Below are 13,297 nucleotides of genomic sequence, written 5' to 3' on the forward strand. Positions count from 1 at the left end.
AAAAAAGCCGCAGCCCGCTGCGGCTAGGCGCGCGGATGGTACTGCTTGTACACATCCTTCAGCCTTGTTTTCGTCACATGCGTATAGATTTGCGTCGTAGATATATCCGCATGGCCCAGCATTTCCTGCACCGCTCTTAAATCAGCCCCGTTTTCAAGCAGATGCGTTGCAAAGGAATGCCTGAGTGTGTGCGGGGTGAGCTCTTTTTTGATTCCGGCTTCGAGCGCGATTTTCTTCAGATTTTTCCAAAACCCCTGGCGGCTGATCTGCTTTCCGTGATGATTTAAAAAGAGAGCGTCAGACACTTTGTTCTTTAGCAGTTTCCCGCGGGCTTTCGTCATATATTCTTCAATAGCAGAAGCAGCGGTTTCACCGATCGGCACAATCCGCTCTTTCCTCCCTTTTCCGAAGCAGCGGACAAACCCCATTGACAAATGGACATCCGTCGTTTTCAATTCAATCATTTCACTGACTCGGATACCTGTGGCATAAAGCAGCTCCAGCATCGCTTTATCCCGATAGCCAAAAGGGCTCGTAAGCTTAGGCGTGTCCAACAGCCGTTCAACCTCGTTCAGCGCCAGCACCTTTGGAAGCACCCGTTCCGTTTTTTGTGTTTCGATATGTACGGAAGGGTCTTTGTCCGTCACCTTTTCCCTAAGCAAAAATTGATGAAAAGAGCGAATCGATGCCAAATGCCGCGCTGAAGTCTTTCCGGATTTCCCCGACTCCTTCAAGTGCTTCAAATATTGGATAATATGTATACGGGTCACATCGTTCCAATTGTTGACATGAAGGGTTTCTGTTAAATAAAAAGAATAGCTTTTCAAGTCACGCTCATAGGATACGACCGTATTTTGAGAAAGCCCTCTCTCTACCATGACGTAGTGGATGAAATCCTTTATTTGATCTTTCACTCTAGATCTACTCCCCGTTTTGGTAAAAAAAGATTAACCGGTCAAACCATCCGCCTTTTTCTTCCGCATCCATTTCAACAACTTTTACGGCGGAGCCTTCCGGTTTATCGTACCGATGATAGTTTTCATACTCTTGATTTACCCATATCATAGCATAATAGAAGAGAGCGGTAAAACCTGTGAACAGTATAAAAACCTTCAATGTGTCAACAGCCGTTTTTAGGAATCTTCCCATGTCCCAATCGATCCTTTCTCTATGGTTCCTGTTATTTAAACCATATGCCAAACCAGAAAGGATTTATACGTCGAAACAGCAAAAAACCCTTTCCCCAAGAGAAAAGGTTCGAGCCCGGCATCGACTATTCCGTATCGTTTCCGTTGCAGCGGTGGCAAATGCCGTGAAACGTCAATCTATGATCTTTAATCTTAAATTTCCAATCACGTTCAATGACTTCTTCTACGTCTTCAAGCAAATCTTCTTCAATTTCATCAACGGCTCCGCACTCCATGCACACCAAGTGGTGATGAAAGTGAGCTGCACCCTCCTTACGAAGATCGTAACGGGATACGCCGTCTCCAAAGTTAATTTTATCAACGACTTTTAATTCAGTTAGTAATTCAAGCGTACGGTATACTGTTGCGAGACCGATCTCAGGAGATTTCTCTTTTACGAGGAGGTATACATCTTCTGCGCTTAAATGGTCTTCTTCGTTTTCAAGTAGCACTCTTACTGTCGCTTCACGCTGAGGCGTAAGTTTGTAGCTGGATGAGTGCAACTGTTTCTTAATTCGATCAATACGGTTTTCCATGTCTTTCCCTCCTACGCCGCATTCCATGACTCATTATAACAAAATAAGCGCGGAGTTCCAACTATAATTATTATAAACTGATAAATAAAATGATTTTCTTTTAATAATGTTTTTAAAAAAGTCGCGATGTCAACTTTTCCATCAAAACTGGCGACATGTATGCTTCAAAGAGAGATGAGATCAGCGCTAAAAATAAAATGATCAGGAGAACAATGGCATATCGCCCGAACCACTGGATCGGCGCATCATGCAGACTTCGTTTGACAAACAGCTGCCTGATCAGCTTTAAAGAAAAGGCAATCGCACATGTGCCCATAATGAGGTAAGCCGGAATAAGCAGCACATTTTGCGGCAAAACCGAGACAAAGGATAAGAAAAAACCGCTGATTCCCATCTGGTTGACGAGAAACCCAACAGTAAATCCGACGACAATTCCTTTTAGAAAAATCATAATGAAAATGATAGGCATGCCAATCACAGAAATTCCTAAAATCCACATCAGCCCTAAATACTTTACATTATGAAAAATACTTTGCCAAAACATATCGGATGAGCTAGCCTGTTTTCCGTCTGATAGTTGTCCAAAAAATTGGCTTAAATAATAATATAAATCTTCTTTCTGGCTGATCGTCATGCTGTTGACAATGATAGCGCCAAAAATCACACCCATGAAAAACAGGACAGACACAAATATATAAAGTGAGAGATGATCCTTTACATGTCCGAGAAACATGTCCTTATAAGAAATTTTCCGCATATCGTTTCCTCCCGCCCGCTCTATTGATTTGATTTAATAGATTGTATGAAAGAAACGGAAAAACATGCTCTTTTTCAAAAAGAAACGATAGAGATTGCTAGGCGGCTGTTTCGGACATAAAAAAATCCCTATCATCAAATGCATTTTGATCATAAGGATTTTTGTGTTTATGCTTTCTTTTATTCAATATGTCTTGTTTGCTTTTTGTCATTCTTTCATGCGTGCTGAAGGATGGAGAACTGCCTCTTGATAATAAGGCGTCCCGTCCACTGTTTCTAAGCAGATGCTCCCGTTTTCTTTTCGCTCGGCTTTTTGCCATGTTGATCACTCCCTATTTCATTTTGATTCATTATAGCAAATGGAGATGTTATTAAAATGTTTTAAAAAAACAGCACCTGTCGTGCCAGGTGCTGTTTCATTTTAATGTTTGACCGCTGTAAGAGCGGCGCGTTCAACGGCGGCTGTCACTTCGTGATGGACCTTTGAATCCAACGGCTGCGGAACCACATCGCCTGGCTTTGTGCAGGCTGCAATGGCCTCTGCTGCCGCCACAAGCATATCGTGATTGATCTCCTTGCTTTTGGCATTCAGTGCGCCTCTGAATATACCCGGGAAGCCAAGCACATTATTCACAGAACGCCCGTCAGCTGCATACGCTGCGCCGGCCTGCAAAGCAGCCTCAGGCTCAATTTCCGGCTTCGGATTGGATAATGCCAAGATGACCTGGCCAGATCGTACGAATTCAGGTTTAATTAAACCAGGAACTCCTGTTGTGGCAATGACAATATCACATGTTTCCATTAACTCTTCAATGCTGGCAGCTGTCTGTCCGCCGTATTGCTCAAGACGCCTCATCGCCGCCTCTGATTTGTCTGTACCGCATACAGCTTTGACGCCGTAAGCCATAAACATCCGGCAGATGGCTACGCCCGCTGCGCCGAGGCCGATCTGCCCCACTTTTGCTTCTTTCAAGTCAACGCCCGCGCTTTTACATGCCGAAATGGCAGCTGCCAGCGTAACGACAGCTGTTCCATGCTGATCATCGTGCATGACAGGGATACTGAGTTCCTCTTTTAGGCGATCTTCAATTTCAAAGCAATGCGGTGACCCGATATCCTCAAGCAGGATGCCGTTAAATCCTGGTGAAATATGTTTTACCGTATTGATGATTTCTTCAGGATCACTTGTATCCAGCAAAATCGGGATACCGCTAATCCCTGCCAGCTGATCAAACAACGCTGCCTTTCCTTCCATAACAGGCATTCCCGCCACAGAGCCGATGTTTCCAAGGCCGAGAATCGCTGTTCCATCAGTTACAATTGCGACCGAGTTGCTGATTGTCGTGTAGATATCAGCCTTTTCAGGTTCTTTCTCGATCAGTCTGCAGACGTCTGCTACCCCAGGAGTATAGACGCGCCCGAGCTCTGCCAGCGAACGGATTGGCATTTTGCTTTTCATTTGGATTTTTCCGCCTTCATGGGCAGACAGGACTTCATCAGACACCGTGTGAAGCCTGATCCCTTCGCCAAGAGCCTGAACAGCCATGATCACTTCCTGAAGCTGTTCTTCGTTTTCCACTTGCACAGTAATATTGCGCATCGTGTAATTGGGTCCGACTTTAACCGTCTCCACATCACCAATGTCTCCGCCCAGAAGGCCGATTGCTGTTGCCACTCTTCCGAGATTTCCGGGAACCGAAGGCGTTTCTATCATCAGTGTCCGAATCATGTGTTTTGCTATCATTCAGTGATCCTCCTCTTAGCCTAGTTTTTCAGCTGGAGCTGTATCGTTTTTCGTATACCATATACATTTTCCTGTATAACCGTAGATAATGGCAAGACCTATTGCGACAAAACTGAGCCACATAAACGGCAGATAAGAGAAGGTAGAAACTCCTAAAATCCCGGCCATGTAAATGCCGTTATCAGACCAAGGTACCATGCCCGAAGTCAAAGTTCCTCCGACCTCTGAATTACGGGATAGAACTCTTCTGTCCAGATGCAAACGGTCATAGCTGTCTTCCATAATCTTCGGTGTCAAAATAAGAGATACATACATGGCACACCCGAAGATGTTCGCCAAAAATGCTACAATCAGCGTAGATAATGTCACATTGCCTGCTGATGTTAATTTTTTTTCAAACAATGAAACAATGACTTTTAACACACCTAGCTTCTCAAGCAACCCGCCAAAGCCTAGGCCAAAAATAATCACGACGAGAGAACCGAGCATGCCTACGATGCCTCCGCGGTTTAAGAGGCCGTTTAAAAATTCAACATCTGTTTTAATAGAGAAGCCGTTGTACGCTGTTGCAATCGCATCCGCGAAATTCATGTCTTGGAAAACAGCAGCCCAGACAGCGCCAAGCAATGCACCAATTACGATAACCGGCATAGACGGCTTTTTCATCGCTAATAAGACAATAACGACAACAGCCGGAATCAGCATCCAAATATGAATGTCAAATGTATTCTGCAAAGAAGATTTCAAAAATTCAACTTTGTCGAGGTCAATATTTTTCCCGCCGTACATAAATCCAACAGCTGTAAAGAGAATAGCCGTAATCACATATGCTGGTATTGATAAATAAAGCATCGCTCTGACGTGAGCCAATACATCTACTTTTGATAATGAAGAAGCCAGAACTGTACTGTCAGACAGAGGAGACAGCTTGTCCCCGAAGTAAGCTCCGGAAAGAATGGCTCCAGCTACAAGAGGAAGCGGAATTCCGAGGCCTTCACCAATTGCGATCATGGCGATGCCGGCTGTTCCTACTGTTCCCCATGACGTTCCTGTCGCCACAGACATAATAGAACAAATAATTAATGTTGCGAGTAAAAAGATACTAGGATGAATAAATTCTAATCCATAATAAATTAAGGTCGGCACGACGCCTCCGGCGATCCATGTTCCGATGAGCGCTCCGACTGAAACGAGAATCAGAACGGCTTCGAGACCATTTGATATTCCGCTTAGAATCGCATTCTGCAAGTCTTTATAAGAATAACCCAGTCTGACTCCTAGAATCATTGCAATAAACCAGGAAATAAAAAGTGCAAGCTGTATCGGCAAGTCCATAAAGACTGTAAACGACATAACAAGTGCTAAAAATGCTCCTAGTACGATAATAATTTCAAATAGTGTTGGCAATCTTACATCCTTCAAAAGAAGTCCCCCTTAATAAAAAAGCTAAAACGCTTTCAATAAATAGTGCAACACGTATACTATACTTCCTCATCCCTATGCTTGTAAACAGCTTATTCACCCGGCTATTCACAGATGAATAAGCTGCATTTTGTTTAAATTTTATTTTTCTAATAGCTCTTTTCCAGCAATTCCTGGCTTTGTCATCTCGTATGGATTTAAAATGATATCCAATTCTTCTTCTGTCAGTACATCATGCTGAAGGCAAAGATCACGGACGGATTGGCCTGTCATAATCGCTTCCCTGGCGATTCGGGCAGCCGCTTCATAACCAAGATGCGGATTCACAGCGGTAATAACTCCAGCGCTTTTTTCTACGTATTGCTTCAAGCGTTTTTCATTAGCTTCAATGCCTTTCAAGCAATAGTCAGTGAAGGAACGGAACCCATTGTTCATGATGCTGATCGATTGCAGCAGATTAAAGACAAGCACTGGCTCCATAACGTTTAATTCAAGCTGACCTGCTTCTGAAGCTAGGCAGATGGTATTATCGTTTCCAATCACCTGAAACGCAATTTGGTTAATGAGCTCCGCCATAACCGGATTGACTTTACCCGGCATGATGGATGATCCCGGCTGGCGGGCAGGCAGAGAAATTTCCGCAAGTCCGGCGCGCGGTCCCGATGCCATTAAACGAAGGTCGTTTGCGATCTTCGACATGTTCATCATGCAGACTTTTAATGATGCAGAAACCTCTGTGTAAGCGTCTGTATTTTGTGTTGCATCGACAAGATGGTCAGCGCCGACAAGAGGCAGTCCGCTAATATCAGCAAGATGTTTAACAACTTGTTTGATATATTCAGGATCGGCGTTCAGTCCTGTGCCGACTGCAGTAGCGCCCATGTTGACTTCATACAGGTGCTGCCGGGATTGTTTAATACGTTTAATATCACGCTCAAGAACACGGCTGTATGCTTCAAATTCCTGGCCGAGGCGAATCGGAACAGCATCTTGAAGGTGAGTCCGTCCCATCTTAATAACAGAATCAAATTCCTGGGCTTTTTGTTTAAACACACCATGCATGTCTTCCATCGTCTTCAGCAGTTTTTCCAGCAGATTCAGTGTGGAAATATGAATGGCTGTCGGAAATACATCGTTTGTTGATTGTGACATATTAACGTGTGTGTTTGGGCTTAAGTGGATGTATTCTCCCTTTTTATGACCCATGATTTCAAGCGCGCGATTTCCGATGACCTCGTTCGCATTCATGTTCATGGATGTACCAGCGCCGCCTTGAATCGGATCGACGATAAACTGGTCGTGCCACTTGCCTTCCAGAATCTCGTCAGCGGCTTGTACGATAGCTTGGCCAATTCCTTCATACAGCCGTTTTACATCCATGTTTGCAAGTGCGGCAGCTTTTTTTACAATCGCCAGTGCGTTAATCATTTCTTCATGGATTTTATATCCCGTAATCGGAAAGTTTTCTGAAGCACGCAACGTTTGGATGCCGTAATAGACATCTGCTTCAATTTGTTTTTCTCCAAGGAAATCTTTTTCCACCCGGTATTCTTTTTGGCCGTTTAACATAATCTTTAACCTACTTTCTCTATAATGGTTATGGTTTTAACGAAATTTACAGGACAACGTCATCGGCAATCGGTGTTTCCATAATTCTTTTCACGATCGGCAAATCTGAGGATTGGCCCAGTGCCCACATTAATTTCGGAACGATTGCTTCTGTATTCATGTTTCTAGAGCGGATAATTAAGTCCTGATTGACTCTGCGGCCGACTTCGTAAATGCTCATATCTTCGCCTTCTTCCAAGCATTGAGTCGTAATGACGACAACAATGCCGCTGTCAATCAGTTCATTCACTTTGGACAAAATGTCTCTGCCTTCAAACGGAACGCCTCCACTGCCATAACTTTCGATGACAATTCCTTTGTACATGCTTTTCAGAGCGTCCAGCATTTCCGGCTTTAAGCCCGGATGCAGTTTGAGCAGACAAACATCTGTGCATAGTGAAGTGTCAACTGTGAAGGCGTCGTTCTCAGGTTCCGTTACTTGTTTGTTGTATTCAATCCCGTCTTCTGTAATAAAAGCGATATATGGATAATTGATGCTTTCAAACGCGTCATAGCTTTTCGTTCTTAACTTGATCGCACGTGTTCCCTGGATGACTCTGCCGTCAAACACAACGTAAACCCCACCTACGCCTTCACAGGCAAAGCGAATGGCATCTGTAATATTTTTTTTGGCGTCTGTCTTTTGAAAGGTAATCGGAATTTGCGAGCCTGTAATTACAATCGGCTTTTTAGCATGCTGCAGCATATAAGATAATGCGGCAGATGTATAGGCCATTGTATCTGTACCATGAGTAATAACAAACCCGTCATAGGCATCATAATTTTCCTTAACAGCTTCCGCTATCTCCACCCAGTATTCAGGCTGCATATTGGTGCTGTCTATATTCATAAGCGATTGGGTTTCCATCGTGTAATCGTTATCAAGTTTTGATACGTAACTTAACAACTCGTCAGCCTTCACCCCCGGGGCAAGCCCGTTTTCCCCTTCAACTGAAGCGATCGTTCCCCCAGTTGTCAACATCAATAATTTTTTCATACCATACACCTCTTCACTATATCTAAAGATGGGTTTGCGAGAAGGCATTCGCTTTTCGCATACTTTTAATGCAATTATAGACACGGAAAATAAAATACGCAAGACATTATTATTCAATTCGCGTACACTTCCGAATACCTATATGATATAATCAGCTCAAGTTGAAAAAGGAGCGGAAGTCCATGAATTTAGATCGTTTAACTGAATTGAGAAAAAAGAAAAATTGGTCGCTTCAATATACGGCTGACCTCCTGGGTATCGCAAAAAGCACATACGCGGGATACGAGTCAGGCTACCGCCGCCCTTCGCTTGAGGCCCTGGCAATGCTGGCAGACCTTTTTGATACAACCTGCGATGATCTCTTAGGCCGCACAAAGCAAAAGGAGACTGCTCCTCAGACCATTGAATTGACCACGTGGAGCAGCCTTGACATTGCTGTTGACGGCAAGCCGCTGTCTGAAGACGAAATAATACAGCTGATCACCTTTATCCGGACAAAGAGAAAAGTCCAGGAGGAACTGAGTTAATTTTCACTCACGACTTAACTTTCCCGTAGGTTCCTCCTCCTCCGGCTTTCAGTTCAAGCTTTCCTGATCTCGCTTTCACAATAAGAGCGGCGGTTTTCGGCGGAACAACCCGAGCCAGATCCTCCTCTGAAGTCTCATGAAGAACAGCCATTTCTGTACCAAAGGCCGTTTTTAGCTTGTCCAGGGTTTTCGGTCCGACACCCGGCACAAATTGCAGCGGAATCTGGTGGACATATCTAGGACGCGATATGCCCTTTCCAGACTGATCACTCAGTTCGCACAGCCTTTCGCTGACACCCTTTGTCAATCTGGCACCTCCGCATTCCGCGCACGCCGTTGCCCCGCTCTCAGTACGCTCTCCGCATACTTCACAAGCCGTTTGATAATACTTTCCCAACAGCGGATCTAATCCGTAATTGGCGGTAATTTTCCTGTTATCCTGTCCCTTTAATGCGAGAGCGAACTCAGAAAAATCAGCTGAGGCCACATATAGTTCATTATATTCTCTGCCGATCTTCCCTAAGGAATGCGCATCAGAATTTGTTAAAAATGAATATTTATTCAATTCAGACACCCGTGAAGCCATAGGTGTGTCACAGCTTAAACCAAGCTCGACAGCATCTATCATAGAAGAATCAAAAACCTCAGTTAAAGTTGACTTAACGCCTTTTCCGTACAAGCTTTTGTGGGGCGTGAAAATATGGGCGGGGATAAACAATCCGCCCATTTCTTTAACTTTTTTTTGAAGATTCAAGCCTGTTTCGTATATCCGCTGTGAACTTAAGTGAATATTTTTCATCCGTGCTGAAAGCCAGGCTGAAAATTGTTTCATATCAGCAAGTGTCGGCATAAAAGCAAGCACATGAATTGGCCCGCTGCATGCTTCATCGTAAATCTCCAGCTCGCTTCCCAATAAAAGAGTTGTGCTGCGATAACGGACTCCGCCGCCCTCAAGCTCTTGATACCTGCCTGAAGCAATGCCTTCCTCAAGCTCTATTATGACTTCCGGAGAATGGCAGTCAATAATTCCGAGAAGTTCAATCCCTTTATATTCACTGGCCTCAACCAAAATCCGGTCCAGCGTCAGCGTTTTTGCACCTGTTATTTTGACAGCCCTTCCTGTATAGGTCCGACCGATATGGATGTGTAAATCCGCGTAAATCTTTTTCATTTTTATGCTTGCAGCGCTTCTTTCAGCTGAAGATATTGAATCGCATAGGCTGTCTTCGCGTCGTAAACCTCGCGCGACTCAACCAGCTTTAGTGCGTCTTCAAGCGTCACCTCCATCACTTCAACAAACTCGTCCTCATCTAGTTCCCGTTTTTCTTCAAGCACAGCCAGCTCTTCCGCAAGAAAAACGTGGACAATTTCATCGGCAAAACCGGGCGATGTATAGAATGCTGTCATTTTAGTCAGCTTTTTCGCTGTGTATCCTGTTTCTTCTTCCAGCTCCCGAAGCGCCGTATACTCCGGCTCTTCTCCTTTTTCCAGCTTTCCGGCCGGTATTTCAACGATCGTCCGTTCCAGGGGCTTCCGGAATTGTTTCACCAGTATGATTTTCCCTTCGTCTGTGACAGCCAGCACCGCTACCGCACCAGGGTGTTTTACAATTTCGCGTTTACTCGTTTTTCCGTTAGGGAGCTCGACGTCCTCTACATAAAGATCAATAACTTTACCCGAAAAAATCTGTTCTTTAGCAATTGTTTTCTCTTCTAAGTGTTTCATTTCTTCATCTCCCGTTCTGTCTCTATATCATGCCCCATACATTTTATCATACTAGAGAAAAGGGGGCTCCTTTATGAAAGTATACCGTATGCAAAAGGGCGTCGTTTTAGTGGGGAAATCCTGGGAGGTGCGGGCGAAGCTCAAGGAATACGGGCGCACATTCCGGTATGTGAAAGATTGGATTTCCGAGCCGTAAAAGTTGAAAACTCCGCTCCTTTATATTACGGTCATTACAAAGCCTAAAAAAGGAGTGTGCACATGAGAAAGCGCAAACTAGGTTCATCTGATTTAGAAATAAGCGAAGTCGGACTTGGCTGTATGTCCCTTGGAACCGAAACAAATAAAGCGCTGTCGATCCTTGATGAAGCCATTGAGCTTGGCATCAACTATTTGGACACAGCTGATTTGTATGATCGCGGCCGCAATGAAGAAATCGTCGGCAAAGCAATTCAAAACAGACGCCAGGACATCATTTTGGCCACAAAAGCCGGAAACCGGTGGAGTGACAAAAATGACGGCTGGTATTGGGACCCTTCAAAAGCTTACATAAAAGAGGCAGTGAAAAAGAGCTTAGCACGTCTGAAAACGGATTATATCGATCTGTATCAGCTTCACGGTGGCACAATAGAAGACAACATTGACGAAACGATTGAGACATTTGAAGAATTAAAACAAGAAGGTGTCATTCGTTATTATGGAATTTCTTCTATTCGCCCGAACGTCATTAAAGAATATGTGAAAAAATCAAATATCGTCAGCATTATGATGCAATTCAGCCTGTTTGACAGACGGCCGGAGGAATGGCTCCCGCTTTTAGAGGAACATCAGATCAGTGTCGTGGCAAGGGGGCCGGTCGCTAAAGGGCTGCTGACTGAGAAACCGCTTGAACAAGCTTCGGAGACCATGAAACAAAACGGGTACTTATCATATTCCTATGAAGAATTGGCAGAGGCCCGTAAGTCAATGGCCGGCGTTGCTCCAGACCTCACCATGACGGAAATGTCGCTGCAGTATCTTTTAGCGCAGCCGGCAGTGGCCTCAGTAATCACCGGTGCCAGCAAGTTAGAGCAACTGAAGGAAAACGTTCAGGCTGCAAACGCGCGGCGCTTAAGCGAGCAGGAAATCAAAGCGCTCCAATTCTATACGAAACAAGACATTTACGAAGCACACCGTCCATAAAGAAAACCAGCACCTGACCGGGTGCTGGTTTATTTGTATTGATGCCAATCGAGCTGGCTTTCATCGAGGAGCTGTTCAAAGCTTTTGTTTTTTTCGATCTCCTTTTTCTTTCTGATCTGTTCCGCTTTCTTTCTTTCCTGTCTCTTCTCATCCTCATCCTTCAATTGGCTTTTCATCTGCATCAGCTTTTCTTTTATATCGGATTGAAGATCGTCCTTTAACTGGTGTTTGTCAGCAGATTTTTGTTTTTTCATGCTCGCTTCCCCCGTTTTTTTGTTTTGAAGCCAGTTTATCATGGAGATTCAGGCTGAACAAGAAGACTCTCTTCATAAAATCGCTGTCATATTTTTCTGACGGCTCAGCAGCGTTTAGGTATAATGGTTTTAGAAGGTTATTTATAATAGAGTTGAAAGGTGCTGTGTCTTTTGAAAAGATTCCTTTTAGCTGTCGGCGCTGTCTTGGCAGCTGTAGCTGCTATCGGTATTTGTTTTACAAATATCATTATGTTCATAAAGAAAAAAACCGACGAAGAGATTATGAAAAGAGAAACAGATGACGGGCATGATGTATTTGAATCGTTTGAACGCATGGAGAAAACGGCTTTTGTGATTCCATCGGCATACGGATATGACATAAAAGGCTACTATGTTGCACCACACGATACCTCAAAAACAATGATCATCTGCCACGGCGTGACCGTGAATATATTGAACTCTCTCAAATATATGGATTTATTTCTTGATCTCGGCTGGAATGTGGTGATTTACGATCATCGCCGGCACGGACAAAGCGGCGGAAAGACTACAAGCTATGGTTTTTATGAAAAGGATGATTTAAACGAGGTCTTCAAATGGGTCAAAGACAAAATCGGTAAACGCGGATTGGTCGGAATCCACGGTGAATCAATGGGAGCAGTGACTGCCCTGCTGTATGCAGGGGCACATCCTGACGATGGCGCTGATTTTTATATTGCCGATTGCCCGTTTGCAAGCTTTGAGGAACAGCTTGCGTATCGTCTAAAAGTGGAATACCGGCTGCCTTCCTGGCCGATCCTCCCCATTGCCGACTCCTTTTTGCGGTTCAGGGATGGCTACCGCGCACGCGATGTATCCCCGCTTGCTGTCATCAATACCATCGAAAAGCCGGTTCTCTTTATTCACAGCAGGCACGATGATTATATTCCTGTTTCTGCAACCGAGCGGCTTTTTAAAAAAAAGCCCGGTCCAAAGGAACTCTATATTGCTGAAGCTGGAGAACACGCCATGTCATATACAAAAAATCGGGACACGTATAGAAAAACCGTGCAAGCCTTTTTAGACAAAATAACGTAAAAAGCGAAAGGCCCCTAGCCTTTCGCTTTTCCATCATAAAACGTCGGTGATGCCATCCATATGTTCACTGATCCATTCAATCGCAAGGTCTATCGTAGTAAACTCCTGCGCTTCAAATGTCATTTCATCCTGCAAAAGCCAAACATCCTTCTTGACGGATTCCGCTCCTCCGATTGACCAGTGCAGCAGGGTGTAGGGATGGTTTTTGTTCAGAAAGGATACCCACGTTTTATTCTGTGCTGTATTCTTAATTGACTTCAGCTTTTGTTCCACGTTTCGTGTCTC

Annotated in this window: 17 protein-coding genes; 4 read left to right on the forward strand and 13 right to left on the reverse strand. The window is 44.3% G+C overall.

Features of this window, described 5'->3' with window-relative positions; translation table 11 throughout:
- Positions 1-23: 23 nt before the first annotated feature.
- The 9 genes from xerD to ansA all read right to left on the reverse strand — a co-directional run bounded on the left by xerD (position 24) and on the right by ansA (position 8,250).
- A complete protein-coding gene (gene xerD, locus HC660_RS11660; protein ID WP_168748161.1) occupies positions 24-914 on the reverse strand; it encodes a site-specific tyrosine recombinase XerD in 891 nt (296 codons plus the stop codon).
- A 7-nt stretch (positions 915-921) separates the two neighbouring features.
- Positions 922-1,149 (reverse strand): YqzK family protein, encoded by a 228-nt coding sequence (locus tag HC660_RS11665; RefSeq protein ID WP_010334808.1) that lies wholly within the window; start codon positions 1,147-1,149, stop codon positions 922-924.
- A gap of 124 nt (positions 1,150-1,273) precedes the next feature.
- Entirely contained in the window at positions 1,274-1,723 is a 450-nt protein-coding gene (gene fur / locus HC660_RS11670) for a ferric iron uptake transcriptional regulator (RefSeq protein WP_010334809.1), read from the reverse strand.
- A 112-nt stretch (positions 1,724-1,835) separates the two neighbouring features.
- Complete coding sequence (gene spoIIM, locus HC660_RS11675) at positions 1,836-2,480, reverse strand: stage II sporulation protein M (protein WP_010334810.1); 645 nt, start codon at positions 2,478-2,480, stop codon at positions 1,836-1,838.
- 97 nt (positions 2,481-2,577) lie between these two features.
- Positions 2,578-2,799: a ribosome rescue factor BrfA gene (locus HC660_RS11680; RefSeq protein WP_168748162.1), complete on the reverse strand. Its 222-nt coding sequence runs from the start codon at positions 2,797-2,799 to the stop codon at positions 2,578-2,580.
- 101 nt (positions 2,800-2,900) lie between these two features.
- A complete protein-coding gene (locus tag HC660_RS11685; protein WP_168748163.1) occupies positions 2,901-4,223 on the reverse strand; it encodes an NAD-dependent malic enzyme in 1,323 nt (440 codons plus the stop codon).
- A gap of 15 nt (positions 4,224-4,238) precedes the next feature.
- A complete protein-coding gene (mleN, locus tag HC660_RS11690) occupies positions 4,239-5,645 on the reverse strand; it encodes a malate-H+/Na+-lactate antiporter MleN (RefSeq protein WP_168748164.1) in 1,407 nt (468 codons plus the stop codon).
- Between the two features lie 141 nt (positions 5,646-5,786).
- Positions 5,787-7,214, reverse strand: a complete 1,428-nt coding sequence (gene aspA, locus HC660_RS11695; protein WP_010334814.1) for an aspartate ammonia-lyase — start codon at positions 7,212-7,214, stop codon at positions 5,787-5,789.
- 46 nt (positions 7,215-7,260) lie between these two features.
- Positions 7,261-8,250: an asparaginase gene (gene ansA / locus HC660_RS11700; RefSeq protein WP_010334815.1), complete on the reverse strand. Its 990-nt coding sequence runs from the start codon at positions 8,248-8,250 to the stop codon at positions 7,261-7,263.
- Positions 8,251-8,432: 182 nt separating this feature from the next.
- On the opposite strand from ansA, the gene HC660_RS11705 reads away from it, so the two are divergent.
- The gene (locus HC660_RS11705; protein WP_010334816.1) at positions 8,433-8,777 is read left to right on the forward strand and encodes a helix-turn-helix domain-containing protein; all 345 of its coding nucleotides are present in this window, start codon (positions 8,433-8,435) and stop codon (positions 8,775-8,777) included.
- A 7-nt stretch (positions 8,778-8,784) separates the two neighbouring features.
- On the opposite strand, the gene HC660_RS11710 is transcribed toward HC660_RS11705, so the two are convergent.
- Together HC660_RS11710 and nudF are read right to left on the reverse strand one after the other, a co-directional pair.
- Complete coding sequence (locus tag HC660_RS11710) at positions 8,785-9,948, reverse strand: TIGR00375 family protein (RefSeq protein ID WP_168748165.1); 1,164 nt, start codon at positions 9,946-9,948, stop codon at positions 8,785-8,787.
- 2 nt (positions 9,949-9,950) lie between these two features.
- Positions 9,951-10,502, reverse strand: coding sequence for an ADP-ribose pyrophosphatase (gene nudF / locus HC660_RS11715; RefSeq protein ID WP_168748166.1), 552 nt, complete (start codon positions 10,500-10,502; stop codon positions 9,951-9,953).
- Positions 10,503-10,575: 73 nt separating this feature from the next.
- Between nudF and mciZ the strand changes: the two genes are divergently transcribed.
- Positions 10,576-10,698, forward strand: coding sequence for a Z-ring formation inhibitor MciZ (gene mciZ / locus HC660_RS11720; protein ID WP_168748167.1), 123 nt, complete (start codon positions 10,576-10,578; stop codon positions 10,696-10,698).
- Between the two features lie 62 nt (positions 10,699-10,760).
- On the forward strand, positions 10,761-11,681 hold the full coding sequence (locus HC660_RS11725) for an aldo/keto reductase (protein ID WP_168748168.1): 921 nt from the start codon (positions 10,761-10,763) through the stop codon (positions 11,679-11,681).
- A 29-nt stretch (positions 11,682-11,710) separates the two neighbouring features.
- On the opposite strand, the gene HC660_RS11730 is transcribed toward HC660_RS11725, so the two are convergent.
- On the reverse strand, positions 11,711-11,935 hold the full coding sequence (locus tag HC660_RS11730; protein WP_168748169.1) for a YqkE family protein: 225 nt from the start codon (positions 11,933-11,935) through the stop codon (positions 11,711-11,713).
- A 171-nt stretch (positions 11,936-12,106) separates the two neighbouring features.
- Between HC660_RS11730 and HC660_RS11735 the strand changes: the two genes are divergently transcribed.
- Positions 12,107-13,012 carry an alpha/beta hydrolase gene (locus tag HC660_RS11735; protein WP_168748170.1) on the forward strand — a complete coding sequence of 302 codons (906 nt, stop codon included), beginning with the start codon at positions 12,107-12,109 and terminating at the stop codon, positions 13,010-13,012.
- Positions 13,013-13,045: 33 nt separating this feature from the next.
- On the opposite strand, the gene HC660_RS11740 is transcribed toward HC660_RS11735, so the two are convergent.
- Positions 13,046-13,285, reverse strand: a complete 240-nt coding sequence (locus tag HC660_RS11740; protein WP_010334822.1) for a YqkC family protein — start codon at positions 13,283-13,285, stop codon at positions 13,046-13,048.
- Positions 13,286-13,297: the final 12 nt, after the last annotated feature.

Origin of the sequence: Bacillus mojavensis (assembly GCF_012648005.1) — a bacterium.
GTDB lineage: Bacteria > Bacillota > Bacilli > Bacillales > Bacillaceae > Bacillus > Bacillus mojavensis.

What these genes read in the sequence shown, in the direction of transcription:
- HC660_RS11665 (WP_010334808.1), bottom strand. Translation starts at nt 1,149, where the DNA reads ATGGGAAGATTCCTAAAAACGGCTGTTGACACATTGAAGGTTTTTATA.
- fur (WP_010334809.1), bottom strand. Translation starts at nt 1,723, where the DNA reads ATGGAAAACCGTATTGATCGAATTAAGAAACAGTTGCACTCATCCAGC.
- spoIIM (WP_010334810.1), bottom strand. Translation starts at nt 2,480, where the DNA reads ATGCGGAAAATTTCTTATAAGGACATGTTTCTCGGACATGTAAAGGAT.
- HC660_RS11680 (WP_168748162.1), bottom strand. Translation starts at nt 2,799, where the DNA reads ATGGCAAAAAGCCGAGCGAAAAGAAAACGGGAGCATCTGCTTAGAAAC.
- HC660_RS11685 (WP_168748163.1), bottom strand. Translation starts at nt 4,223, where the DNA reads ATGATAGCAAAACACATGATTCGGACACTGATGATAGAAACGCCTTCG.
- aspA (WP_010334814.1), bottom strand. Translation starts at nt 7,214, where the DNA reads ATGTTAAACGGCCAAAAAGAATACCGGGTGGAAAAAGATTTCCTTGGA.
- ansA (WP_010334815.1), bottom strand. Translation starts at nt 8,250, where the DNA reads ATGAAAAAATTATTGATGTTGACAACTGGGGGAACGATCGCTTCAGTT.
- HC660_RS11705 (WP_010334816.1), top strand. Translation starts at nt 8,433, where the DNA reads ATGAATTTAGATCGTTTAACTGAATTGAGAAAAAAGAAAAATTGGTCG.
- HC660_RS11710 (WP_168748165.1), bottom strand. Translation starts at nt 9,948, where the DNA reads ATGAAAAAGATTTACGCGGATTTACACATCCATATCGGTCGGACCTAT.
- nudF (WP_168748166.1), bottom strand. Translation starts at nt 10,502, where the DNA reads ATGAAACACTTAGAAGAGAAAACAATTGCTAAAGAACAGATTTTTTCG.
- mciZ (WP_168748167.1), top strand. Translation starts at nt 10,576, where the DNA reads ATGAAAGTATACCGTATGCAAAAGGGCGTCGTTTTAGTGGGGAAATCC.
- HC660_RS11725 (WP_168748168.1), top strand. Translation starts at nt 10,761, where the DNA reads ATGAGAAAGCGCAAACTAGGTTCATCTGATTTAGAAATAAGCGAAGTC.
- HC660_RS11730 (WP_168748169.1), bottom strand. Translation starts at nt 11,935, where the DNA reads ATGAAAAAACAAAAATCTGCTGACAAACACCAGTTAAAGGACGATCTT.